This window comes from Fusibacter sp. JL298sf-3 (assembly GCF_053842995.1).
The window spans coordinates 1,744,063-1,768,391 of record NZ_CM132608.1; the positions used below are offsets into that span (position 1 = coordinate 1,744,063).

Consider the following 24,329-nt stretch of genomic DNA (forward strand, 5'->3'; position numbering starts at 1 on the left):
ACGCCTATGTTTCGGCTTCGACACCCTTTTCGCGAACTCCGGTCACCGTCAGCGAGAGTATAATCAAAATCCCGCCCATAGTTTGTGTCAACGAAATCGTCTGTCCAAGATACACATAACCAAACGCCAATGTGACAATTGGCAAAAAGTTAATGTAGAGCGACGCTTCAGTGACCCCCAACAAATCCATCGCCTTGGCGTAAAAGTAAAAACCCAGTACCGAGGCAAAGACGCTGAGAAAGACGAGGTGGATGATATCCGATCCCACAAGGTGTTGCCAACGGTTGCTTTCAAAGGGGACGACGACGACAAAAAAGGGCAGTGCGTATAAAAACTGATTGTAGATAATCGTCAAATAAGAATACTTCTTAAACAGCGGTCTCGATGCCAGTGAGTAGATGACCCAAGAGAAGACCGCGCCGATCATCGCCGCGTAACCAAACCATGCCCCACCCTGCTTGAGATCCGACAGCCGAATATCCATAACGCACACGACGCCCACAATGGAGATGACAATGGCCAAAATATCGACTTTGTCAATAGCGCGCTTAAAGACAATGGCTTCAAAAATCAAGGTAAACATGGGAATTGCTGCGATAATAAGTGCGGACGGTGCCGCAGACAGATACAGGATTCCCGTGTTTTCAAAGTAAAAGTACAGACCGATACCGACGCCGCCGGCGAGCCAAAACAGCTTGCGATCCCCTTTTTCTATGGCCATGGGCTGTTTAAAATAGCGCATCATCGCGTAGAGCATCGCCGTGGCAATGACAAATCGTACGGCGCCAATGGTCATAGGCCCCATTTTGTCGAGAAGAACCTCTGTACTGACAAAAGAAATCCCCCATACGACAACAGGGACCATAACGCTGATTAAGCCTTTCATTTTCTGAGACATGTTAGTCGGCCTCCCTTTCCATAATTTTGGCGCCAATTGCCTGCGCCGTGGCATGCGCCGAGGCAAAAGCCCACTGGAGGTTGTAGCCCCCAGTCTCGCCATCTACATCGAGCACTTCACCGATAAAATAAAGCCCCGGCTGAAACGTGGACTCAAACGTTTTGCCATCCACTTCTTTCGTAGAGACGCCACCTGCTGTCACCATAGCCTGTTTAAGCCCCGACAGCCGTTCAATAGACACCGGATAGGCAGCGAGCGCTTTGACAAGTGCTTTTCTGTGCTGTTTTGAAATCGCCGCGAGCTTATCATCACCATTTAATCCTGAAAATTTGAGCGCCAGTTGTTTGATGCCGTCGGGCACTGCGAGACCGTTGAGAAAATAAGCGACGGGGTGATGGCCTCTAGCTTCAGCACATGTTATAAAAGTCGACTCAAGTGTTTCAAACGCATCCCCGACGAAGCGAATGGTCAATTTATCACCAGGTGCAAACGAAGCCGAGTGGTTGATGACCACCGGACCGCTTATGCCGAAGTGGGTAAAGAGCAAGGTGCCTTCATAGGTGTGCCCACGCCTCTCGTGCGTTAAAGCCACCTCGACGACAAGCCCTTGAAGGGCTTTTAAAAGCGCATCTTCTGTGTACACTGCCGCAAGCGCCGGGCGCGGCGGCACCACCGAATGCCCAAAGGCCTTTGCAATGTCATATCCGACGCCTGTGGCACCGAGTTGCGGGTACGTGACCCCACCTGATGCCACGACGACCCTTTTGGTCAAATAAGTGGTTTTATCTGTTTTTACTGCATAACAGTCGCCTCTGGGGGTACAAGATAAGACAGACTCACCTGTAACTGTTATCGCCTGTACGCGGCTTACCAAAGCATCGACGACGTCTGACGCCGAGAGCGATTTGGGAAACACTTTGCCGTCCGTTCGCGTCAACAGCGGAACGCCTGCGGCTTCGAAAAATGCCATTACCGCTTGGTTGTCGTGAGCTTTCAGCGCTTTTTTTACATATTTTTTCTGATTGCCGTAGTGCGCACTTAGCGCATAGCCTTTTCCCGCGTGGGTGAGATTGCACTGGCCGCCGCCAGATACAAGCACTTTGGCGCCAAAGCGCTGATTCTTTTCGACAATGAGGCATTTGCATGGCGGCAGATGTGCTGCAAAGTAAAGTCCCGACGCGCCTGCGCCGATAACGATTACGTCGTAAAGCATAAGGTCTCCTTATTAACAAAAGTTAATTTAATTGAGTTGAACTTTCAAAAAAAAAAGATATAATGACAATAGATGTCCAAAATTTTCGGAGGTGAGGACCACTGAAACTGTCTGCAAAAGAGGCCCAAAATTTAATCAATGCCCTGAGAAACGGGACGACGCCTCTCCATTATACAGAATCTGTGTTAAGCGGTCGTCAAAAGGAGATTAAAGAATTTTTGCGCGGGCTCGAACTCGCTAAAAACAACACCGGTCAAGTCAAAGTCATCCTCGGCGACTACGGCGTGGGCAAGACGTTTCTGCTCAGAACCTTTAAGACGCTCGCCGCGAAACACGACTTTATCATCTCGTCGTTTACCCTTAGCGACAGCTTGCGCATCAATAAGACGGAAGACTTTTACTACGCTTTGATGCACAACCTGAGCATCGACAACCGGCGCACGTCTTTTGAACATCTTTTCAATATATGGATAGACAATTTGAGGCACAGCCCCGTTCCAAGTCAAGCGCGTTACGAAATCAGCACCGTATGCGATGCACTGGCCGCCTACAACCAAAACTACGCCAGAGCCTTTACCAATTTTATAAAGGCGCGCGTTCACAACAACGGCAAAATGGCGCAGGTAACTTCTTCTTGGCTCAGCGGCGAACCGGGTATCCCCCACGCGTTAAAAGAGAAATACCAACTCGTCGGCTACGTGGGCAAATCCGAAGCGCTCGACAACCTCAAAGCGTTTATCAAGCTCATTACTCTGCTCGACTTTAAAGGGCTCGTCGTCTTTATCGACGAACTCGACTGGATTCTCAGCATGCGTAGCGATATTCGCAGCGCGGCTTATCACAATATCAAACAGCTCGTCGACCTCACCACTTCAGGTGAAATCGGCCATCTGTTTATTGTCTTCAGCGGTACGACGGCACTCCTACATAACGATGAAAGAGGACTTCTGAGCAGCCATGCATTAGCCCAGCGCCTCGGCATAAGAAGCACCGCACTTGAGGACGACGGGTTCAACCGCTTCTTGAGACCCGTGTATCAAGTTAAACCGCTTGAAAACCACGCGCTCAACGAACTGACCCACAAGACATTGCGGCTCTATAAATCCGCATACACTGTCCCACCCGCGGTGACTGCAGACGGCATCTATGAAGAAACCCTCTTAAAGTTATCGAATCAATCATTTGTCACACGCGAGTTTGTCTCAGAATTAATTGCACGACTCGACGAAGCTTGTCACGATTGTTCATCGTAAAGATCAGCTACTATTTTATCATATTTGCCGGTCGATACGATACACCATTGCCAAATAAATTTACACTATAGAGAGGTCACTTATGAAAGGAACTGTTGTTAACATTTGGTTGAACACCCTTGAAAAACTCTACGGGGAGTCCACCAAGACAAAGATTATGTCTGACGAGGGGTGGGACCCTCATAAAATCATCACCCCCCTCGAGGAAATCGAAGACGAGCGCATCAAGCGTTTGATCGCCGCCTTTGCCAAAGAACGCGGCGTTTCTACTGAAGAACTTTGGAAGGTTCTCGGTCAGAACAACATTCAATCGTTTTACGATTGGTTCCCGTCTTATTTCGACACGCAAACGGCCATGGGCTTTCTCATGTTAATGGACAAAGTCCACGCACAACTGACCAAGATGATTCCAGGGGCCAAACCACCTCGGTTGATTCCGGAGCCGATTGACGAAAAGAATTTCTACATGACTTATAAGTCCAAACGCGGTCTTCAAAACTACTTAATGGGCCTCATCGAAGGGGTCGGCGCTCACTTTAAGGAAAAAATCGACGCCAAAATCGTCGAAGAATCCAAAGAGGCCGATGGCACCACTGTGGTCAAAATCCACCTCGCTTTCGAAAAGACGCCTAAATCCATTGTAAAATTCGGCCCGTCCAAATGGCTCGGCCTCGGTTTTATTAAAAACCTCAACATCAAAACAGCGCTGTTGCCGGCGCTTTTAACGCTCGGGTTCGTCTTTGCATTTTCAGGGACGTCTAACTTGCCGCTTCTCATCGGCACGCCGATACTGACCTTTGCATCGGTGGCTGCGGTCGGGTACACGCTGTCCAAGCCCCTCGCCCATATGGAAGAAGAGCTGAAGACACTTCAAGCGATGAATTTCTCACAAGAAGTGCGCATTGCCACCGGCGACAAGTTTGAAACGGTTTACGATGAAATCGCCAATACCAAAGGCAAAATGCGCGAGGAGTTCACTTACTTTAGAGGCGGTCTCGACGATTTGTATTCTTTCGCGGGAAAATTCTCGAAAGTGGCCAAGAATATGGGCAATGTGTCCGACCTTATTTCCCGCTCCGTTCAGGAAGTGGCAGACGGCGCCGGACATCAAGCGCTTGAAACGGAAAACTCCGTCAGCATTTTGTCCGACAACATTCAAATTTTAAACACCATCAGCCAGCGGGAACTCGAAGGCAAAGAAAACCTCGAATCCGCTGTGTCACAGATTGAGGTATCCTTCAAAGACCTTCTGGAAGTATCAGGCGCCCTCAATGTGGTCAAAGACAGATTTTCTGAGGTCAACAAACAAGGTCAGACGCTGGGCAACAAAGTCAAAGACATTATTTCCATCGTGAGCACTGTTGAAAGCATCGCAGAACAGACCAACCTCCTCGCCCTCAACGCTTCTATTGAAGCCGCAAGAGCAGGCGAGATGGGCCGTGGCTTTAGCGTCGTAGCAGAAGAAATTCGCAAACTTGCCGAAGACTCAAAAGAAGCAGTCAACACCATCAACCTCAGCTTGAACGAGTTTATCGACGGCGTCAACCACATGGTCGGCCAAGTCAATGATCAGTTTGCCGAACTGGAAAACGGTACCAACACCATGGTTTCTGTTACCAACGAGAGCAAGAAGGCCGCCGATCAAATCAACACCGTTACCCACGCTATTGCCGACATTTCAACTCAGCTTTCTTCTGAGACTGAAAAAATCAACAGCGTCTTTGAAAACATGCACACCTTGGCGGCGATTGCACAGGAGAACTCGGCGACGTCTCAAGAAATGAGCGCCAATGTCACCAGCTTCTCCAATGAAATCCTCTCCCTTACTGAAAACATCGAAGAGCTCGAAAAAGTCGTTCTCTTCCTTAGAAACGAACTCAAGCGCTACAAACTTTAACGCGAAAAAGCGGCCACCTTTTGGGGTGAGCCGCTCTTTTTATGCCATCCAGACACAGATGCCCTCGACGCGTCATTAGACGATTTTCGCGTTATGGTAGATGTCAATCCCTTTGTAAAACGCCGTGTTGAGCACCAGTCGCACACACATGTCCAGCGCAATGGCGAGAAATACGACATTGAGCGACCAGTTCATCGCATACGCCGCCATATAGGCAATGGGAATGCGAACGAGGTAAAGGCCAATTCCCGCCGATACCATCGGCACTTTGGTGTACCCCGCCCCTCTCAAGGAACCGCCGAGAACCCCGGCGATGTTCTGAGGCACTTGCGCCAGTCCGCAATAAATCAGGTAAACGCGCGCGGTGTCAATCAAATGCCCCTTATCCGTCATCACGCCTAAAACCTGTTCCGGCAACAAGACGAGAACTCCGCCTCCAATAACAGAGGCGCCGAAAGCCCAAAGCAACACTTCTTTGAAATACGCCCGCGCTACATCCGGTTTACCGGCGCTCAAATACTTGCCGATATACGCCGTCGCCGCCACTTGAAAACCCGCCGCCGGCATATACGCGAGGCTCTCCGCCTGAAGGCCCAGCTGATACGCTGCCAAAGCGTCGTCGCCATATGTCAATATCGCGCGAATCAGAAGAATTGAACTCACTTGCCAAAAGAGCGATTCCAACACGCTGGGCAACCCCGTCTTATAGACGGACACCATTTCTGAACGCGTAAAGCGCACGAGGTGCTTTGGCGAAGCCCCACCTAAAACGCCTTTCTTAGACAGCAGTAGCCCCAGTCCAACCAATGCCGCTACCACCTGTGCCAACGTCATCGCCAGTCCAGCACCCATAAGTCCCATCTCCGGAAAACCGAAGAGGCCTTTCACCAAAACAAATCCCAACACCACGTTTAGAACGTTCATCAGTCCAGTGATAAACAGCGGCGTCTTGGCGTCGCCCTTTCCCTGTAGGGCCCCTGAGAGCACAATGACAACGCCCAAGAATGGGAAACCGATGCCCACGACTTTCAGCAGCGCTTTGCTCGTATCAAAGAGCGCCCCTTCTGCACCGAATATCCCGAGCCAAGGGTCGGGAGACAGCCACATACTGCCGACAATGACTAAGGAGAGCAGCACAATTGACCCCACCGTCTGCAACATGGCTTTCTTAACCCGTTCATCGTTTTCAACCCCCACAGCCTGAGCCACGACGACCTGCACGCCTATGGCAATCCCTTTGTAAAGCGCCCATACGAGCCCCCGCACTCGCAGACAGAGCCCCATGGCGCCAATGGCGATGCCGCCGATGTGCCCAATGAGTCCCATTGAGATAATCCCCACGAGCATCTCCAGTATATTGGCCATTAGTATCGGCGTAATCATCTTAAAAATATCTTGTCTTACCGTCATTTTCGAGACCATTTCTCACCTCGATACCTTATTATTTCGTAACCCTTAATAGTTTATCAAATGTTTAACGAAAGGGGAATCTTTTTTTTTAAAAAAAGGGGACGGTTCTTTTGTGCCGTTTTGGCGCGACACATGCACCTAACCTCAGTAAAGGAGCGGCTTTCACCAATTTGAGCCCCGCGCCCTTTCTGCTCCTACACCGACGGCATCGATGAACACCTCTCCGGAGACAACCCCCTATCGCCGAGCACCTGAAACACCAAAAAGGGGCGCGTTTACAACCGTTTAACTGCCGCCCCTCGCATCTCAATATGTAAAATTTTAGTGGATTCTGGCACAAAAGAACCGTCCCCAAAAGCATGTTAAAAAACGCCAGTCGACATCCCATCGACTGGCGTTACCTTTAAAAACACTTGTATTACTTCTGCAAAATCGGCGATATGCGCTTGTAGAGCAACAGCGTTATGCCCGCCGTCGCCACCGCCTTGAGCAAGTTAAACGGCACCACGCCGTAGAGAATCAAACTTTTAATACTCACAATGTTAGGGTTGACAACTGTCCCCGCTTTAATAATCACATCGATCGGCATCACATTGGAGTAAAACGGAATAATGATAAAATAGTTGGTCAACGCCCCGACAATCGGCATTGCCACAACACCGGCAATCAGTCCCAAAATTGCCGATTTTCTCGACTTGTCTCTACGATAAATCAAAGTGGCGGGAATAATCAAAGCACTCGCCACCAAAAAGTTGGAGAGCTCGCCGACACCAGCCGTGTCCGTTTGAAGCAAGTGGAGCAAGTTTTTCACCGCCGTGACGAGGACACCGGCTAAAGGCCCCATGGCAAAACCACCGATAAGCGCCGGCATATCGCTGACGTCAAACTTTAAAAAGCTCGGAAAAATCGGAATGGGAAAGTGAACAAACATCAAGCCGTAAGCCAAAACACTCAGCATGGCAATTTTGGTCATTTGACCGACACTCAATACGCGTTTTTCATGTGCAATCATCTCTAAAACCTCCTAATTATTTAAACATTAAAGATGGCTTTAGGCTTCTTCACAGGGGGCGAACCCCGACAAAAAACCCCTAAAGCATGCACTTCAGGGGCTGATAATCATCAAAAAACATAAATCGCTTCTCTCATCCAGACTATAACTGTCGGCTCCGGAATCTAACCGGATCAACCTTTCGGTTCGCGGGCTCTACCGCCGGTGGGGACTTACACCCCGCCCTGAAGACTCATTTATACTCTTATATTAGCACATTTTTTTCGTTTGTCAATAGTCTTACGACCGCGCCACCACAACCTTCTTCGGTTTGATGACCTTCGTCTGCCAACGCCCCGTCATATAGATGCCCAGGCCGATTAAACAGATAATTAAATTGCTGAAAATCATGGCGTACCAAATGCTAGACGGCCCAAAACTCGCTTGGCGACTGAAAAACATCACCATTGGAATCCGAAGGCCCCAAAGTCTCCCCATCATAATCAGCATTGCCGAAAACGTGTGTCCGGAACCTTGGAAAACGCCGATTAAAATCTGAAAATAGCCCATCAGCGGCACCGTCAAAAACAAAATCTTCAAATATTCTGTGCCACTGGCGATAATCTCTGGGTTTTTAGAGAACCCCTTCACAATCGTATCGGTAAACGGGTACAGCACCAGCCCGCCGATGAGCAACATCACCGTCGACAGCAACACACTTTCGCGCACAGCCTTCTTTGCCCGAGGCACATTCTCAGCGCCGAGATTTTGACCGACCACCGTGGCCAGTGCACTGCCGATACCCATAGCAGGCATCATAATCAGAGAACTGATGCGGTTACCGATAGCAAAAGCCGTCAGCGTCACCTTGCCCAAATCCACCAAGAACACATTGAGCACCGTAAAGCCGAAAGCCGTCGTCGCCTGCCCTGCAGAAGACGGCAGACCAATCCTGACAATCTCCCCCATAACGGGCCAATTGGGTTTCAAATCTTTAAATTCCAGCATCAAACTCTGCTTCTCATCAAAAGATTTTAAAATGCCGTAGAGGGCAAAAACGCCGGTAGACAGAATCGTCGCCATGGCCGCCCCTTCAATACCGAGGTCGAGGACAAAGATAAAAATCGGATCGAGGACCATGTTTACCGCTACGGAGGCACCGCCAATTTTAAGTGGCGACACCGTATCCCCTTGCCCTTGTTTAATCGCATTAAACGCGTTCATCAAAAACGTCGCCGGCAAGCCCAGAAACATAATTTTGAGATACGCGACGCCGCTGTCGAGAAGCGTACCTGTCGCCCCCATTAAGCGCACGACATGCGGCGCCGAAAAAAAGCCAATGACGCCAAAAACGCCGGCAATGAGCATCAACAACGTAATCACCTGTCCCGCCGTCTTCTTCGCCTTGTCGTGTCGATGGGCCCCGATGTACTGAGCAATCAGCGCCGAGCTCGCCACGCTCATGCCGATGCCGAAAGCCATGGTCAAAAAAATCAGCGGCCAGACGAACTGCACCCCCGCTACGGCGTCATCGCCTATCTTGCTGACAAAGTAAGTATCCGTGATGTTGTATATGGTGTGAATAAAGTTGTTTAACATAATCGGCAGCGACAGGGTGAAAATCACTTTTCGCATATCGCCCTTTAAAATCAGCTCTCTCTTCTGTGTGTAATCCATGCGCCACTCCCCAAAAACTAAAAATTCAATAATTTTAACAATACATAATGAATTATACCACAATTTATTTCGAAGCACAAACGTTTCGTGCCTCTAATTAATATTTTTTTAAATCTTTTTAACTGCCTTTGCAATTGAAATACAATCCAGTATAATGAACTTAACACGACCTAAGGAGGTTCGCCATGATCGTTTCAAACATGAAAGACACCAAAAAAATAATTGTGGACAATCCACAAGTCAAAAACGCCGCCATGCAAGTGCTGGTCTCCCCTCAAGAGGGTTGGGACGGGTACGTCATGCGCGCTATGGAACTCACAAAAGACGGCTACACGCCTAAACATCAGCACGATTGGCCGCATATCAACTACGTCATTGAAGGCGAGGGATCCGTCTTAATAGACGACACCGTTCACCCACTCACTGCCGGCAGCTACGCCTATGTGCCTTCAAACGCTCTGCACCAATACAGAAATACCGGCGATGCGACGTTTAAATTCCTCTGCATCGTACCGGAAGAAGGACACAAATAAGCACTGTCATCACAGAATTAAGGGAGGCTGTTACATGAGTACAATCAAACACATCTTGCAAGAGATGTCAAACGAAAACATCGACGCATATATCATCCCGTCCAGCGATCCACACGCCAGCGAATACCTGCCGGCGCACTACAAGACCAGACAGTGGGCATCCGGCTTTACAGGCTCTGCCGGCACACTGGTAGTCACCAAAGACAAGCAAGGCCTTTGGACAGATGGCCGCTACTATATACAAGCTGCACAAGAACTCAGCGGCACGGGCATCGACCTCTTTAAAGCGGCGGAGCCCGATGTGCCAAGCTACAAAGAGTGGCTCGCACAGACATTGCCCGCAGGCGCCACAATCGGCTTCAACGGCTTTCAAATGATGACTCAGGAAGTGCTCGGCATGCTGGAATGCTTTAAAGCCAAAGACGTCACACTGAACTACACCGCCAACATCATTGACAAACTCTGGCTAGACCGCCCGTACATCCCATGCGAAAAAGTCTACCTGCACGACGTCGCCTACGCCGGTGAAGACACCGCTTCTAAAATCGGCCGCGTGCGCGAGGCCATGAAAAGCGCCGGCGCCACTTGCCATTTGATTTCAAAACTCGACGACATCGCGTGGCTGTTGAACCTGCGCGGCAGCGACATTGAAAACAACCCGTACTTCTTATCGTACCTATTGGTATTAGAAGAAGAGACACTGTTGTATGTCGATCCGCTGAAACTCAACGAAGACATCGTCGATTACTTACACGCCAACGGCGTCAAAGTGAAACTGTACGAAGACATCGTGGAAGACCTGCCGACTATGTCCTGTGCCGCCGGCATGCTCCTCGATTTCGCCTCAACGCCTTACCATTTGTACACCTTGATGAAAGACCGTTTCAAACTCATTCACCAAGACAACCCGAGCACGGGCTTCAAAGCGATTAAAAACGCAACGGAAATCGAACAGCTCAAAGCCTGCTACCGTCAAGACGGCATCGCTATGGTGAACTTCCTCTGTTGGCTCGACGAGGCCATCGGTTCGGAAACGCTGACAGAATCTTCTGTTGCCGAAAAACTCAAGGGCTTTAGAATGGAAAACCCGCTGATGCGCGGCACCAGCTTCGACACCATCGCCGGTTACAAAGACCACGGCGCCATTATGCACTACCGCGCCGAGCCCGGCAAAGACTACACACTGGAGCCCAAGGGACTTCTCCTCGTAGACTCCGGCGGCCAGTACCTCAACGGCACCACTGACATTACGCGTACGGTGGCACTTGGCCCACTCACAGACGAAGAAAAGCGCGACTACACGCTAAACCTCAAGTGCACCATGGCGCTCTCCAACGCCGTGTTCTTAGAAGGCGCTACCGGAACACATCTCGACACCATCGCGCGCATGCAAATGTGGGCACATGGCATGGACTACAAGTCCGGTACTGGACACGGTGTCGGCTTCCACCTCGGCGTCCACGAAGGGCCGCATCGCATTTCGATGAACCTGTCACCAGTGCGCATGGTACCGGGCATGGTGGTCACCAACGAGCCCGGCGTCTACAGAGCAGGCAAACACGGCGTTCGTCTCGAAGACACCCTCGTCGTCGTCCCACATGTGGAAAACGCGTTCGGTCGTTTCTTCAAATTCGACAACTTCACCAAAGTCCCTATGGACAGACGCGCCATTGACGTCAGTATGCTCAGCGCTTCTGAAATCGAGGCACTCAACGCGTACCATGCCGATATCTATGCGACGCTGGAAAGTGGCCTCGGTGAAAAACAGCGTCAGTGGCTCAAAGAAATGACAAGACCACTCTAACAGGGACGGTTCTTTTGTGCCGGATTCAACTAGATATTACCATTTCCACATGGTGAACCCTTTGAAACCGGCCATTTGTGACTTTGGTTCTCCGCAGGCGCCCCACTGACTGCGCAAAAGCCAGTGTACAACGCACCGGGACTTCCAAAGTCACCGACGCACAACTTCTAAGCAATTAAAAAAGCAGGTGCAGCAACGTATTCAGCGTTATTCCGCGAATGTGTGCACCTGCTTTTGTTTTGTATGAAATGGTAAATTTTAGTGTTTTGTGGCACAAAAGAACCGTCCCTTAAAGTGCAATGTCGCTCCGGTTGTACTTGCCCTCGAACTGAATCTTCTCAGCGGCCTCGTACGCCTTTGCCCGCGCCATTTCAAGGGTAGGCGCCTGTGCCGTTACACCGAGGACGCGACCGCCATTTGTCACCACGGCATCGCCGTTAAGCACCGTACCGCAGTGGAACACCGTGGCATCTGATACTGCGTCTAGCCCCTTGATGACAAAGCCCTTTTCGTAGTGCTCGGGATAGCCGCCGGAAGCGAGAATGACGCAAACCGTCGATTGTGCGTCCCACTGGAGGGTCACCTCGTGGAGTCGACCGTCTATAGTGGCTTCAAACACGTCGATTAAATCGTTCTTTAAACGCGGCAGCACCACTTCAGTTTCGGGGTCGCCAAACCGGACGTTGTACTCGAGCACGCGAATGTCTGAATCGATCATAAGCCCTACGAACAACACGCCTTTAAACGCCATGCCGTCGGCTTTAATCCCCGTGACAAACGGGTCGAGAATTTCACGCTGAATGCGCGCCATCATAGCGTCGTCGATGATGCGGCTCGGACAGTAAGTCCCCATACCGCCTGTGTTGAGGCCGGCATCGCCGTCTTGCGCCTTCTTGTAATCTTGTGCCGGCACCATTGGGACAATGGTCTCGCCGTCGCAAAAACAGAGCACAGACGCCTCAGTTCCCGTTAAAAAGCGCTCCAGTACCACCGTCGTTCCCGCAGCGCCGAAAGCACGACCGCGCATCATCGTCTCGAGGGCTTCCACCGCCTCCCGTTCGTCGGCGGCAATCACCACGCCTTTACCTGCGGCGAGGCCGTCAGCCTTAACCACTACCGGGTACCCAAATTGACCGACCTCGGCCAGTGCCGACGTCACATCGGTGTATGTTTTGTAGTCCGCTGTCGGAATGCCGTGTCGTAGTAAAAATGCCTTTGTAAAGTCCTTGCTGCCTTCAAAGCGCGCCGCCTCTCCATTGGGGCCGAAGACGCGAAGACCTGCCGCTTCAAAAGCGTCTACCAGCCCGTCGACGAGCGGTTGCTCCGGACCGACCACTGTCAAATCGATGTTCTCTTCCAACGCAAAGGCCTTTAGGCCTTCGATGTCTGTTGCCGCAAGGGGCACGCACTGTGCAATTGAAGCGATACCCGCGTTGCCGGGCGCCGCAAAGAGTTCGGGTTTCTTTGGACTTTGAGCCAGTTTCCACGCAATGGCGTGTTCTCTGCCGCCGCCACCTACAACCAAAATCTTCATCGTCTGCTCCCTTCTAGTGTTTGAAATGTCGCATGCCGGTAAATACCATCGCCATACCGTGGCGATTGACCGCCTCGATGACTTCTTCATCACGCACAGAACCGCCAGGCTGAATAATAGCCGTTACCCCCGCCTTAGCTGCCGCCGCAATGTTGTCGGCAAATGGGATAAAGGCGTCCGACGCCAAAATAGCCCCTTTCACCGGGTAATTGGAGTGACCGATGGCGTTTTCTGTGGCCCAGACGCGGCTCACTTGCCCTTGTCCAAGGCCTAAGGTCATGCCGTCTTTCGTGAGCACAATGCCGTTGGATTTTACGTGTTTGCACACTTTCCAAGCAAACAGCATCTCTTCGAGTTCCTTTTTCGTCGGGATGCGCTCCGATACGGTTTCGAGGTCGCCTTCTAAAAGGTTTTGATCCAGTTCTTGAACCAAAAGACCCCCTGCGACCTTCTTAATGTCCACTCGTGCGGCACTTGTGCCTTCTGCCATAGAGGCCAGTTCCAACAAGCGGATGTTTTTCTTCGCGGTCAAAATCGCCAGCGCTTCTTCTTCAAAATGCGGTGCAATGACAACTTCTAAGAAAATAGATTGCATTTTCTCCGCTGTTTTGCCGTCTAGCGGTCGATTCACCGCTACAATGCCGCCGAAAATCGACTGCGGGTCGCAGTTGTACGCTTTTGTATACGCCTCAAAGAGGTCGATACCGGTGCCGACGCCACAAGGCGACGCGTGTTTAACCGCCACACAAGTCGGTTTTTCAAACTCTTTAACCAGGGCAAGTGCCGCTTGACAATCGTTGATGTTGTTAAACGAAAGCGCTTTGCCGTGCAGTTGTTTCGCATCGGCTAGGGTGCCCTCTGTTTGGAAAGTCTCTTTGTAAAACGCCGCTTTTTGATGCGGGTTTTCGCCGTATCTCAAGTCTTGTACCTTGTCGTAAGTCACTGTAAACGCGTCGGTAATCGGCGACTTGTCGCCTGTTTTTCTCAAGTATTCGGCGATGAGCGCATCGTATTTTGCGGTGTGTTCAAATACTTTGAGCGCCAAGTCGAATTTCAGCGCACCGTCGATGGAATCGGCCTCCAGTGCTTCTATCACCCTGCTGTAGTCGCTTGGGTCTACGACCACCACCACGTCTTTGTGGTTTTTGGCTGCGGAGCGGAGCATGGTCGGGCCGCCGATGTCGATGTTTTCGATGGCGTCTTCAAAGGTCACGTCGGGTTTGGTGACGGTTTCTTTGAACGGGTAGAGGTTGATGACGACGAAGTCGATGGTGTCGATTTCGAGTATTTCCAGTTGTTGCATATGGTCGGCGTTGTCCCGCATGGCGAGGATGCCGCCGTGTACTTTCGGATGGAGTGTTTTGACGCGACCGTCTAAGCATTCTGGAAAACCGGTGACGTCGCTGATGTTGAGTACGGGGATGCCCGCGTCTTTGATGCGCTGTTCGGTGCCCCCGGTGGAGATCAATTCGACGCCGTTGCGATGTAGCGCCTCTGCTAATTTTACGATGCCTGTTTTATCTGAAACACTCAGCAGTGCTCTTTTTTTCATTTTTATGCCCCCTCGCCAATTTTTATTCGCCCTTCTGCGATACCCGCTATGACGGTTACCAGCAGTTGGTGTTCTACTTTAAGAACTCTCTCTTTTAAGGTGTCGACGGTGTCTTCCTCAAATACGGAGACCTCCATTTGCGCGATGATGCGACCGGTATCTACGCCGTCGTCGACAAAGTGGACGGTCGCCCCCGAATGGCTGTCCCCGGCGGCAAGCACGGCTTTATGAACGCGCTCACCGTGAAAATGCATGCCGCAGTATTTGGGAATCAACGACGGATGGATGTTGATAACGCGGTCTTTAAATGCCGATACAAAGCCTTCGGATAAGATGCTGAGGTACCCCGCCAGTACGACGAGCGCTACCCCGCGAGACGTCAAGAGTTCGATCATTTGATGCCCCATAACGGTGGTGTCCGCGCAGTTCCCCTTGCCGACGTAAAAGGTCTCAATACCCGCTGCTTCAGCACGCTGTCTCGCGTAAGCCGCTTTTCGGTCGACAATGACGCAGGCGATTTCTACATCGAGAAAACCGCCCTGAGTTGCGTCGATGATGGCTTGCAGGTTTGAACCGCCCCCTGAAGCCAGTACCGCTATTTTGAGTTTTGACATAACAGAACCTCTCTGTTCCCCGCAACCGCTTTGCCGATAATCACCGGCGATTCGCCGTAGCCTTCAAGTGTCCCCAGCGTGGTTTCGAGGTCCTCCGGTGCCACGACGACAATAAAGCCGATGCCCATGTTGAAGGTGCCGAACATTTCTTCTTCGTCGATTTGACCTTCTTGCATCATATAGTTGAATATCGGAAGCGGTTTCCAAGCGTCTTTTTCAATCGCCGCTGAGATGCCTTCCGGTAGAACTCTCGGAATGTTTTCAAAGAAACCGCCACCGGTCATGTGAACGGCCCCCTTAACGGTCACTTCATTTAAAAGGCCCAGAATCGGTTTGACGTAAATGCGCGTCGGTTCAATAAGCGCTTGTCCAAGGGACATACCCAGTGCGTCGACGTGGTCGTCTACGCCGAGGCCGAGTTTTTCAAAACACAGTTTGCGCACCAGTGAAAAGCCGTTGGAATGTACGCCGCTTGAAGCGAGGCCCACGAAGACGTCGCCTTCTTTAATGTCTGCACCGGAGATGATTTTGCTCTCTTCGACGACGCCTACGGCAAATCCCGCCATATCGTATTCACCATCTTGGTAAAAACCCGGCATTTCCGCTGTCTCACCGCCGAGAAGAGGCATTTGAGAGAGCTTACAGCCATCGGTGATGCCTCTGACGAGGTCCGCTGCTTTTTCCGCTTCCAGTCTGCCTGTCGCCAAGTAGTCGAGGAAAAAAAGCGGCATGGCGCCTTGGCATAAAATGTCGTTGACGCACATGGCCACAAGGTCTTGGCCGACGGTGTCGTGTTTGTCCATCATAAAGGCAATTTTGAGCTTTGTGCCCACGCCGTCTGTACCCGCTACAAGTACGGGTTTTTCATAGGCGCCGCTCAGTCTCAACAGGCCGCCGAAACTGCCGAGATCGCCGATAACGTCGTCGTTAAACGTCTCTTTTACGTGTTTTTTCATGAGTTCAACCGCTCTTGCACCTTCTTTTACATCGACGCCTGCCGATGCGTACGTCAGTTTTTCGTTCATGTCCTCTCTCCGTTTCTATCTATTCAAACATAAATTTGTCTACTTCAATGGGTACCGGCATCGGGTAGTTGCCGTTAAAACACGCGGTGCACAGGGCATCGCCTTCAAGTGCAATGGACTTCGTGAGCCCCTCGACACTTAAAAAGCCCAGTGAATCGGCACCGATCATCTCGCACATGGCGTCGATGCCGTGTGTCGCCGCCACGAGGTGTTGGCGATTTGGCGTGTCGATGCCGAAATAGCACGAATGCGTTACCGGCGGCGAACTCACGCGGATGTGCACCTCTTTTGCGCCGGCTTCTCTCAGCATGTTGACGATACGTCTGCTGGTGGTGCCTCTGACGATGGAGTCGTCGATGAGTATGAGGCGCTTGCCTTTTACGTTGTCCGTCATGACATTGAGTTTCAAGCGCACAGCCAGTTCTCTCGATTTTTGATCCGGCTGAATAAACGTTCTGCCGAGGTATTTGTTCTTAATCATGCCGATGTCGTAGGGAATGCCCGAGGCCTCAGCGTAGCCAATGGCCGCCGCCACCCCTGAATCCGGCACGGCGATGACCATGTCCGCATCTACCGGATGCTCTGCCGCGAGGATGCGCCCCGCTTCTTTTCTGGAGACGAACACGTTGGTGCCGTCGATGACACTGTCCGGTCTTGCGAAGTAAACGTATTCAAAAGAACACACCGCCTTGCGCTTCTCCGAATCGTAGCACACGGATTCGACACCTTCGTCGTCGATAATGACGATTTCACCCGGCTTGATGTCGCGGATAAAGCGGGCGCCGATGACGTCGTGGGCACAGGTTTCAGAAGCCAACGCGTAGCCACCGTCGAGTTTGGCAAGTGCCAACGGTCTGAGACCGTGCGGGTCTCTGACGCCGATGAGCTTGCCGTCGATGACGATGACGAGGGCAAAGGAGCCCTTAATGGTTCGAACCGCTTCGACAACGGCTTCTTTTATCCCTAAATGATAATTTTTAGCAATGAGGTTGGCAATGACTTCTGTGTCGATTGACGTCTGGAAAATCGAGCCCTCGTCTTCAAGTGTGGATCGGATTTCCTTAGCGTTGACGAGGTTCCCGTTGTGCGCCAGCGAAATGCTGCCGCCCTTGTAGCGCACTACCAGCGGCTGTGCGTTGGAAACATAGCTTTCGCCGGTCGTCGAGTAACGCACGTGGCCGATGCCGATGTCGCCTTCGAGCCTGTCGAGGATGTCGTTTGTAAAGACTTCCTGTACGAGACCCATTTCTTTGTAGTATTGCGTCTTGCCGTTTTTAGAGACAGCGATGCCTGCACTCTCTTGCCCCCTGTGCTGAAGGGCGATTAAGCCGAATCCGAGCATATTGGAAATGCCCGTTTGCCCCGGTGCGTAAATGCCGATGACACCACATTCTTCACTGAGTTTGTCAAGTTTCAAAAATTCGTCCACCAGAAGCCTCCATTATTTTTCTAATCGATTTAATACTTCTTGATAAACCGCTTCCACATCGCCTAAATCGCGTCTAAAGCGGTCTTTGTCCATTTTTCTATCGGTTTCAGCGTCCCAAAGTCTGCACGTATCCGGCGAAATTTCATCTGCGAGGATTACGGCGCCTTTGTGCGTACCGAACTCTATTTTAAAGTCGATGAGTTTTAAACCGCGCTCGAGGAAAAAAGTTTTCAGCACGTCGTTGATTTTTAGCGCGTACGTCTTTATCTGTTCCAGTTGCTCAGCATCGGCAAAGCCCATGGCGAGAATATGGCTGTCGTTGATCATCGGATCGCCGAGGTCGTCGTTTTTGTAACAGAATTCGAGGACGGTAGACGCCATCGGCGTGCCTTCCTCGAGACCGAGGCGTTTGGCCAATGAGCCCGCGGCCACGTTTCGAACGATGACTTCCAGCGGCAATATCTCCACCGCCTTTACCAGTTGTTCTCTGTCGTTAATCAATTCGACAAAGTGTGTCGGAATCCCTGCCTCTTCGAGCATTTTAAAGAGAAGTGCACTCATTTTGTTGTTGACGACGCCTTTGTCTTCAATCGTGCCCTTCTTCTCACCATTAAAAGCCGTCGCATCGTCTTTGTACTCAATCCAAAACACTTGTGAATCCTCAGTTTTGTAAACGCGTTTTGCCTTGCCTTCATAGAGCATTGCTAACTTTTCCATAGTCACAGCCTCCTCAATCGTCCCCTTCGATAAACCGAATGATTTAGTTTATTTTAGTCGTTTTATTCGTCTGTGTATAGGATACAAAAAAAAGCCGAGAGCGTCAAGGAAAAGGCGAATGTTATTCTGTAAAATATAATTAATATTCATTTGTTGTTCAATTCTAACTTTTTGACTCGACACGCTAAGGTTGAATGATTTTTACAAGATATTTTTCTTATTTGAAATATTTTACCCCTTAAAAATCTTGTTTTCACCCTTACACATCATTAAACTTGTTTAGATTTAACAAACCCCATGTAGTTCTTTAAAAATAGCCTTATTTTTCACAGCCTAAAGAATCATTCGACATTTGTGCTGTTTTTTCACAACAAAAACTGCGCTTTTTACATGTAAATGTCGAAGGCGGCTGTACGCTGTGCTAAAATGTAATCATTCCAACTCCACTCAACTAAAGGAGCCTATTATGAGCGCATACCATCTCTTTGAAACGCCACTCTACACTTTGAACCTCTCGCCGACCCTGACGGAAAAACGTATTTTGGACGTAGGTGGCGGCGGCGAAGGCGTTATCGGCAGACTGTACCAAGAACGGGTCACCGCCATCGACAGGCTCAAAGACACGCTTCTGGAAACGCGCAACCGCGCCGTTAAATGTGTGGCCGACGCACAGAATATGCCTTTTTTAAAAGAGACTTTTGACGCCGTCACTTCTTTTTATACCATGATGTACATGGACAAAACAGAGCGCTTCAAATCGCTGAAGGAAATCCATCGGGTGCTCGTCAAAGGCGGTAGGTTCTACATCTGGGATATAGAGATGCCTCCGGCGGAATCGCTTTCCAAAACGGTGTTCGTCGCCAACATCGAACTCAACTTTACCCATGAAAACACCTCAGTTAAAACCGGGTACGGTGTGGCCATGTCGCCGTCGGGCCTTTCCTATGAAAGTCTGTTAGAAGCCTGCGCCCACTTTAAGTTCACCTGCATCGAGCAACGCCTCGACGGCACACACTACCACTTGGTATTTGAAAAAGCCTAGTGTACTGGCTCGTTGAGATTTAATTAAAAATGCACCTCTACGCCACCTCATTGAGGCACTTTGCGCCGTATACCCAGGCGCTTTTTTGACGTGAGGCCACTCCATTGAAAAGCCTTCTTTTGTCGGCTGAGGTATCGGGAAAACTGTCAAGTGCTCTCCCAGTTTCAAAAGAGCCACTGTCACACATAAATGCCTTACATTGACAGTTTGTGTTAACTACGGTACACTACAGACGTCACCCTGCGCCTTGCCTGTGGTCTAAAGCAAGAAAAGCGCTTTACACAAACTGATTGAACTTATGCGAAAAGGAGGTTCACCCCTATGGCAGTTACCGGCACCCCACCCAGTTCCTATCCTTTATTTGCAGAACTCTATCCGACTCTCGCCCTCTTGATTTGGCTCGTCGTCATCATAGGAGGGATTCTTTTGGGCTTAAAGCTGTATAAAATGCTCCGAAAGCTGGATCGCAATGTCAGTGCACTTATGACGCATCTACAGCTTCCTGAAGAAGAGTGATCAATGTGCAATCAAAATTCCGCCACTATATGTAGAGACGCTTTGCTTTAATACAAGTGGTCATAAAGACACAAGCTACACAAAGTAACACAATCTTTCAGATTTATGATAAATCAGAGCATTCACTACAATAAAGAACGCCAAACAGCCTTGCATTTAAAACGGGGAACACCTCATGGTGCCCCAACCATGCCCTGATGCTTGGGCGAACAATAGCCGAAGGTTATGACCAGCCTAAACATAAAACTTTCCTTGTTAAGTGACACGTTTTTTATGGATAAGTCTTCTTAAAGCAGGATTCAGGAGGAACGCACAACGACCTCTCTGACAATGAGAGTATCGTACGGTGTTTAGAAAAATCGTGGTTAAGTGTCTGTGAGTCGTTGAACTATAGTTTCAAAATTATCAAAGAACATTCGGGGATGGTTTTTAACCTTCCCCTATATTTAGCTTATAAGGTGGCGAAAAGATATGAAAAAGATACATACTAAGAAGGTTGCTATAATAAGTCTTTCAACATTTGTATTATTAGCCGGTATCGTGTTTATTCGAATGAGACTCTCCGCTCAAGATAAAAAGCACTTTGATCTAAAAGACCATATTGCCTATACGTGGGAAGATGCGTCGGGAACGATCGTTTTGAATACAAGCGACGCCTTTGAAACTTATCATTTTGCTTATACGTTACAAAATGAATCGCTCAGTTCAATGACGACTGTTTATGTAGATAGAGAAATCAGGTTAACGTTTGATCGCAACAGTGTTATTTATTATGATGTAATGGATGGTTATGAAATGTCATTAGACCGTGGTGAAATTCATATGGAAAAAGCGTTGCAAGATGCCATTGATATAACGGGTTATTTTTTTACGACACCTGAAACGTATAAATTACAGTCAGAAGTAGCGTTTAAAAGTACGCCAAATGATTTGATAGCAAAAGGGGAGACGGCAGAAAGTTTAATAGATTATGCAACGCTTATCCTTTATAAAGAGGGTGTGGTTATAGAGCGTCAAAAGTTGGAAAAAATGCCCTTTGAAAGGTATTATCTAACGTTAAATATTGAAAAGATCGCCGATCAATCACTTGCAGACTTTAATGAAACACCTATTCTGCGTGAAGAAGTATAGAAAATGCTTAACTTCTTGAAATATCAACACTTACGTAAACCTATCTTTTTCACTCATTGGTGAAAGAAAAAACTATTGAATTTGCTGTTTTTTGTGCCTTATTTAGGGTGAATGTATAATGTAAACTTAACTCTAAAGGGGGGGATTCATGATAAGCAAAATTGATTTCAGCGAAAAGAATCTTACCTCAAATTCTGGAACTTTAATGTTATACAATCACACTGATGCTGAAGGTATCTTTGAGATGATTGATGAGGAAGTCAAATTTCATAATCGTCTTGTTTAAGATTTTAATTTGCTCAAGATGTGTTTTTTAGTAAGCAATTTTATGGTATAACAAAATGGAAAATAATACTATTTTTACATAAATAGATTTTTTGATGTAAGCGTAACCATATACGCAGAATTCTGGTGTAAATATGATATGAAAGGGGGAATGAACTTTATGTCAAAACCTAGTGCTCCATATTATCACAAAGAAACTGGGAGTGATACGTACCGCTAGGGAAAAATGTAACAATAACCATTACAATTAAGAGAATGGTTAGAAAACATCAAAAGATGTTCCTACTGCTAGGGAGCAATGCAATCAATGTAAAACAAAATAAAATGGTAGAATGAAAGGAATATGAAATGAAAAAGTTAATTACTCTATTACTTGCAACACTGATGGTAATGCCACTTATGACATCTGCATTTGCAGACAACAACCAGCAATATGTAATCAAACATTTTGAAGATGGAACATCATACATCCTCAATACTGATAATGGCGAGAAAATGACAGGTGGTATGAGGCCAAATGAAAGCGGTGAACTAGAATCAATTCCTCTTGAGGAACTAGTTAACCAATTAAACAGTTCAAGATCAATAGATACTACACAAAATCAACAAGTGAATGATGAGAATGCCTCAAACATACAGTTATGCTTTGAAAAATGCTAGGATGACAAATGCATCAGATGCAAGAGGTGTCAAAGTAACTCCTGATGTCCATGGTGGTACTGAAGGATCTACAATCACACATGGAGTATCAGAAACAATATCTGAATCATTTTCAGCATCTGTTGGCTTAACAGGAACTATTAAAACTGCAATCGAAGCAGGTGCGAGCTTTTCTTGGACAGATTCAGCCTCTACAGAAAGAACGTTCAGTGCTTCTCATCAAGTGCCAGCTGGTGAAATTGGTTATGTAAGATTCCATGCATACTATGATGTTGTTAATGGAACTTTATACAAGTATACTTACAGCTATGGTGGTAGTATCATTGGTACTGACAACCTTGGTTCAGCTAGTGGTTTCTCACCAAAGAAAGTTGGCTCTTTCGCAGATGGTATTTACTTACTTATTTTAAGATAGGAGTAGAAAGTTGAAGAGACTTATTGTTGTGATAGTTTTAGTTGTAGTGGCTGTATTATATGGATATTTTGGTGTAACATCCACTTATGACGTAGATCAGTTATTAGTTGAGGAATATATACTAACCGATACTTACATCGAAGTTTCTTCACCTGCTCCACTGAGTGATGTGAATAATCGTATTACTAGGGTTTTTGAAATCTATGCTGATGGGACATGGAGTACTATTGACTTAGTTGAGTATCAGACTACCGTTAATGAATTTAGTGTGGATGAAAATCAACTTGGACACCTTACCTTGGGGAGCAGTATAGCACTGACAGGTACTTCAAAAGTATCAAGCAAAGATACAACCATTGGTCAGTTCAAATATCCGATTCAATTAAGCTCGAGATTTGAAACAAGTAAGGACCTTAACAACATTGAGTTGTCATTATTTGATTATCGAAAATTCGAACAGTTTAATAAAGTTATAGACTTACAAAGTGATATTACCTTTACTGCTGATAGAGAAAAGACAATCAAGTTTTTCTTTAAACCATATGTGATATTCGAAAACGTAAACAGTGAAGTATTATTTACTTCACCGGCATATACCAAGTTGAATGTGATTGGCTATATTGAAGTCAGGAGTAACTAACAAATAAAACACAAAACCAAAAGATCAGTTCCAAAAAAGGGCCTGTTGCATAACAGGTAATAAATAACAAAATAAAAAGGACATCTTCCATAAAAGAAGGTGTCCTTTCTCTATACCTAGCCCAGTGGAACCGTTCATTACTATAAGTTCACTGATAGGAAGCTCACTATCAATATATTTTTTCCACCTTTTTGAATTAAAGCTATCTCGATTTAATTTCGGGAACGTGCCATAGACTTATTCCTATAAAGCTAAATATAAGCCATATAGAAAGAATATTGAAAGGCACAATGCTTTTTATTGGGTTGTAGAAGAAAAGGCAAATATAGAACAAAATAAGAGCAATATCGCCCGATACAATCAATTTGAGCAATCTATCAATATAAGCCTTGTTAATGTCTTGAACAAACTTCTTAATCGTTTTGATTAACTTTTTAACGATAAAGAATAAACCTACTGCTATTCCAATAAATATCAGTGTTACAATGACGTAATTCCATATAGCTTTTAATTCAAATTTACCTTGAATGAATTGAATAGCTGCCATGTATCTCATGGCAATCCATGAAAGGAATGATTTGAAATTGTTAAACCTAAGTGGAAACCATCCTAACATCTCCAAGAGGACTTCACTTTTGCTAAATACCACGAAAAAAGCTAAAACTAGAGTAAATATGCTGTTGCCTATAAAAAGGCTCTTATAGGTCGATTTTGAGTGAAATGTACACTGTTCATCTTGAAATCGGCGAACGAAGTGGGAGAACACATACTTTTTCTGTAAAGCCAGTAGAAGAAGGAATGTTTGCTTGTGAGATTAACTGGGTAAAAAGCGAGTAGGTACTGTTGAGGGCATTTTGTTCAAACACAGAATTAATCGGGCTTTCCTTTCAACCAAGCATAATAAAAAGGAACATTGTATTGAAGCTATATGCTTGAAGTTTATAACACTGCTTCAGATGAGTCACCATTCATTAGTAGGCTCAAAAAGTACCCTTATGAACACGCCACTAAGCCGCGGCGTCTTTTACATTTTTTGAAACGAAGATGCCTATAAAAACGGGGCCCTATATATAAGAAGAAAACTGTTTACAGC

General features: G+C 47.8%; 22 protein-coding genes and 1 riboswitch. Of the genes, 11 read left to right on the forward strand and 11 right to left on the reverse strand.

All coding sequences use genetic code 11. The annotated features are described in order from the left end of the window. Positions 1–4: 4 nt before the first annotated feature. Both ACR6HW_RS08450 and ACR6HW_RS08455 read right to left on the reverse strand, forming a co-directional pair. Positions 5–898: a DMT family transporter gene (locus tag ACR6HW_RS08450; protein ID WP_455730694.1), complete on the reverse strand. Its 894-nt coding sequence runs from the start codon at positions 896–898 to the stop codon at positions 5–7. A 1-nt stretch (position 899) separates the two neighbouring features. Continuing rightward, a complete protein-coding gene (locus ACR6HW_RS08455) occupies positions 900–2,111 on the reverse strand; it encodes an aminoacetone oxidase family FAD-binding enzyme (protein ID WP_455730695.1) in 1,212 nt (403 codons plus the stop codon). 107 nt (positions 2,112–2,218) lie between these two features. On the opposite strand from ACR6HW_RS08455, the gene ACR6HW_RS08460 reads away from it, so the two are divergent. Together ACR6HW_RS08460 and ACR6HW_RS08465 are read left to right on the forward strand one after the other, a co-directional pair. Continuing rightward, a complete protein-coding gene (locus ACR6HW_RS08460; RefSeq protein ID WP_455730875.1) occupies positions 2,219–3,364 on the forward strand; it encodes a BREX system ATP-binding domain-containing protein in 1,146 nt (381 codons plus the stop codon). 82 nt (positions 3,365–3,446) lie between these two features. Beyond that, positions 3,447–5,261, forward strand: a complete 1,815-nt coding sequence (locus ACR6HW_RS08465; RefSeq protein WP_455730696.1) for a heme NO-binding domain-containing protein — start codon at positions 3,447–3,449, stop codon at positions 5,259–5,261. Between the two features lie 75 nt (positions 5,262–5,336). Here ACR6HW_RS08465 and ACR6HW_RS08470 read toward each other — a convergent pair whose 3' ends face one another. From ACR6HW_RS08470 to ACR6HW_RS08480, 3 genes are all read right to left on the reverse strand, one after another. Next, positions 5,337–6,671, reverse strand: coding sequence for an MATE family efflux transporter (locus ACR6HW_RS08470; RefSeq protein ID WP_455730697.1), 1,335 nt, complete (start codon positions 6,669–6,671; stop codon positions 5,337–5,339). A gap of 418 nt (positions 6,672–7,089) precedes the next feature. Beyond that, a complete protein-coding gene (locus ACR6HW_RS08475) occupies positions 7,090–7,683 on the reverse strand; it encodes an ECF transporter S component (protein WP_455730698.1) in 594 nt (197 codons plus the stop codon). A gap of 119 nt (positions 7,684–7,802) precedes the next feature. After that, positions 7,803–7,919, reverse strand: a riboswitch (FMN riboswitch). Between the two features lie 43 nt (positions 7,920–7,962). Beyond that, a complete protein-coding gene (locus ACR6HW_RS08480) occupies positions 7,963–9,339 on the reverse strand; it encodes an MATE family efflux transporter (protein ID WP_455730699.1) in 1,377 nt (458 codons plus the stop codon). A gap of 185 nt (positions 9,340–9,524) precedes the next feature. Between ACR6HW_RS08480 and ACR6HW_RS08485 the strand changes: the two genes are divergently transcribed. Both ACR6HW_RS08485 and ACR6HW_RS08490 read left to right on the forward strand, forming a co-directional pair. Then, positions 9,525–9,872 carry a cupin domain-containing protein gene (locus ACR6HW_RS08485; protein ID WP_455730700.1) on the forward strand — a complete coding sequence of 116 codons (348 nt, stop codon included), beginning with the start codon at positions 9,525–9,527 and terminating at the stop codon, positions 9,870–9,872. A 34-nt stretch (positions 9,873–9,906) separates the two neighbouring features. Beyond that, positions 9,907–11,676 carry an aminopeptidase P family protein gene (locus ACR6HW_RS08490; protein ID WP_455730701.1) on the forward strand — a complete coding sequence of 590 codons (1,770 nt, stop codon included), beginning with the start codon at positions 9,907–9,909 and terminating at the stop codon, positions 11,674–11,676. Positions 11,677–11,965: 289 nt separating this feature from the next. Here the strand turns inward: ACR6HW_RS08490 and purD are convergent, their stop codons facing one another. Genes purD through purC form a run of 6 tightly spaced genes read right to left on the reverse strand, consistent with a single transcriptional unit; the run spans position 11,966 to position 18,547 of the window. Beyond that, positions 11,966–13,210, reverse strand: coding sequence for a phosphoribosylamine--glycine ligase (gene purD / locus ACR6HW_RS08495; RefSeq protein ID WP_455730702.1), 1,245 nt, complete (start codon positions 13,208–13,210; stop codon positions 11,966–11,968). Positions 13,211–13,223: 13 nt separating this feature from the next. Next, positions 13,224–14,762: a bifunctional phosphoribosylaminoimidazolecarboxamide formyltransferase/IMP cyclohydrolase gene (gene purH / locus ACR6HW_RS08500; protein WP_455730703.1), complete on the reverse strand. Its 1,539-nt coding sequence runs from the start codon at positions 14,760–14,762 to the stop codon at positions 13,224–13,226. A 2-nt stretch (positions 14,763–14,764) separates the two neighbouring features. Continuing rightward, positions 14,765–15,376: a phosphoribosylglycinamide formyltransferase gene (gene purN, locus ACR6HW_RS08505; RefSeq protein ID WP_455730704.1), complete on the reverse strand. Its 612-nt coding sequence runs from the start codon at positions 15,374–15,376 to the stop codon at positions 14,765–14,767. Further along, positions 15,358–16,401 carry a phosphoribosylformylglycinamidine cyclo-ligase gene (gene purM / locus ACR6HW_RS08510; RefSeq protein WP_455730705.1) on the reverse strand — a complete coding sequence of 348 codons (1,044 nt, stop codon included), beginning with the start codon at positions 16,399–16,401 and terminating at the stop codon, positions 15,358–15,360. Before purM ends, purN begins: the two co-directional genes overlap by 19 nt. Before the next feature lie 19 nt (positions 16,402–16,420). Then, positions 16,421–17,830 carry an amidophosphoribosyltransferase gene (gene purF / locus ACR6HW_RS08515; RefSeq protein ID WP_455730706.1) on the reverse strand — a complete coding sequence of 470 codons (1,410 nt, stop codon included), beginning with the start codon at positions 17,828–17,830 and terminating at the stop codon, positions 16,421–16,423. A 12-nt stretch (positions 17,831–17,842) separates the two neighbouring features. Continuing rightward, positions 17,843–18,547 (reverse strand): phosphoribosylaminoimidazolesuccinocarboxamide synthase, encoded by a 705-nt coding sequence (gene purC, locus ACR6HW_RS08520; protein ID WP_455730707.1) that lies wholly within the window; start codon positions 18,545–18,547, stop codon positions 17,843–17,845. 466 nt (positions 18,548–19,013) lie between these two features. Here purC and ACR6HW_RS08525 point away from each other — a divergent pair, with 466 nt between their 5' ends. The 7 genes from ACR6HW_RS08525 to ACR6HW_RS08555 all read left to right on the forward strand — a co-directional run bounded on the left by ACR6HW_RS08525 (position 19,014) and on the right by ACR6HW_RS08555 (position 23,236). Further along, positions 19,014–19,589 carry a class I SAM-dependent methyltransferase gene (locus tag ACR6HW_RS08525; protein ID WP_455730708.1) on the forward strand — a complete coding sequence of 192 codons (576 nt, stop codon included), beginning with the start codon at positions 19,014–19,016 and terminating at the stop codon, positions 19,587–19,589. Positions 19,590–19,910: 321 nt separating this feature from the next. Further along, complete coding sequence (locus tag ACR6HW_RS08530) at positions 19,911–20,105, forward strand: hypothetical protein (RefSeq protein WP_455730709.1); 195 nt, start codon at positions 19,911–19,913, stop codon at positions 20,103–20,105. 471 nt (positions 20,106–20,576) lie between these two features. Then, positions 20,577–21,236 carry a hypothetical protein gene (locus ACR6HW_RS08535; RefSeq protein WP_455730710.1) on the forward strand — a complete coding sequence of 220 codons (660 nt, stop codon included), beginning with the start codon at positions 20,577–20,579 and terminating at the stop codon, positions 21,234–21,236. 148 nt (positions 21,237–21,384) lie between these two features. Further along, positions 21,385–21,522, forward strand: a complete 138-nt coding sequence (locus ACR6HW_RS08540; protein WP_455730711.1) for a hypothetical protein — start codon at positions 21,385–21,387, stop codon at positions 21,520–21,522. Positions 21,523–21,869: 347 nt separating this feature from the next. Beyond that, the gene (locus ACR6HW_RS08545) at positions 21,870–22,181 is read left to right on the forward strand and encodes a hypothetical protein (protein WP_455730712.1); all 312 of its coding nucleotides are present in this window, start codon (positions 21,870–21,872) and stop codon (positions 22,179–22,181) included. A 1-nt stretch (position 22,182) separates the two neighbouring features. Next, the gene (locus ACR6HW_RS08550; RefSeq protein ID WP_455730713.1) at positions 22,183–22,596 is read left to right on the forward strand and encodes a hypothetical protein; all 414 of its coding nucleotides are present in this window, start codon (positions 22,183–22,185) and stop codon (positions 22,594–22,596) included. 10 nt (positions 22,597–22,606) lie between these two features. Then, a complete protein-coding gene (locus ACR6HW_RS08555) occupies positions 22,607–23,236 on the forward strand; it encodes a hypothetical protein (RefSeq protein WP_455730714.1) in 630 nt (209 codons plus the stop codon). Positions 23,237–24,329: the final 1,093 nt, after the last annotated feature.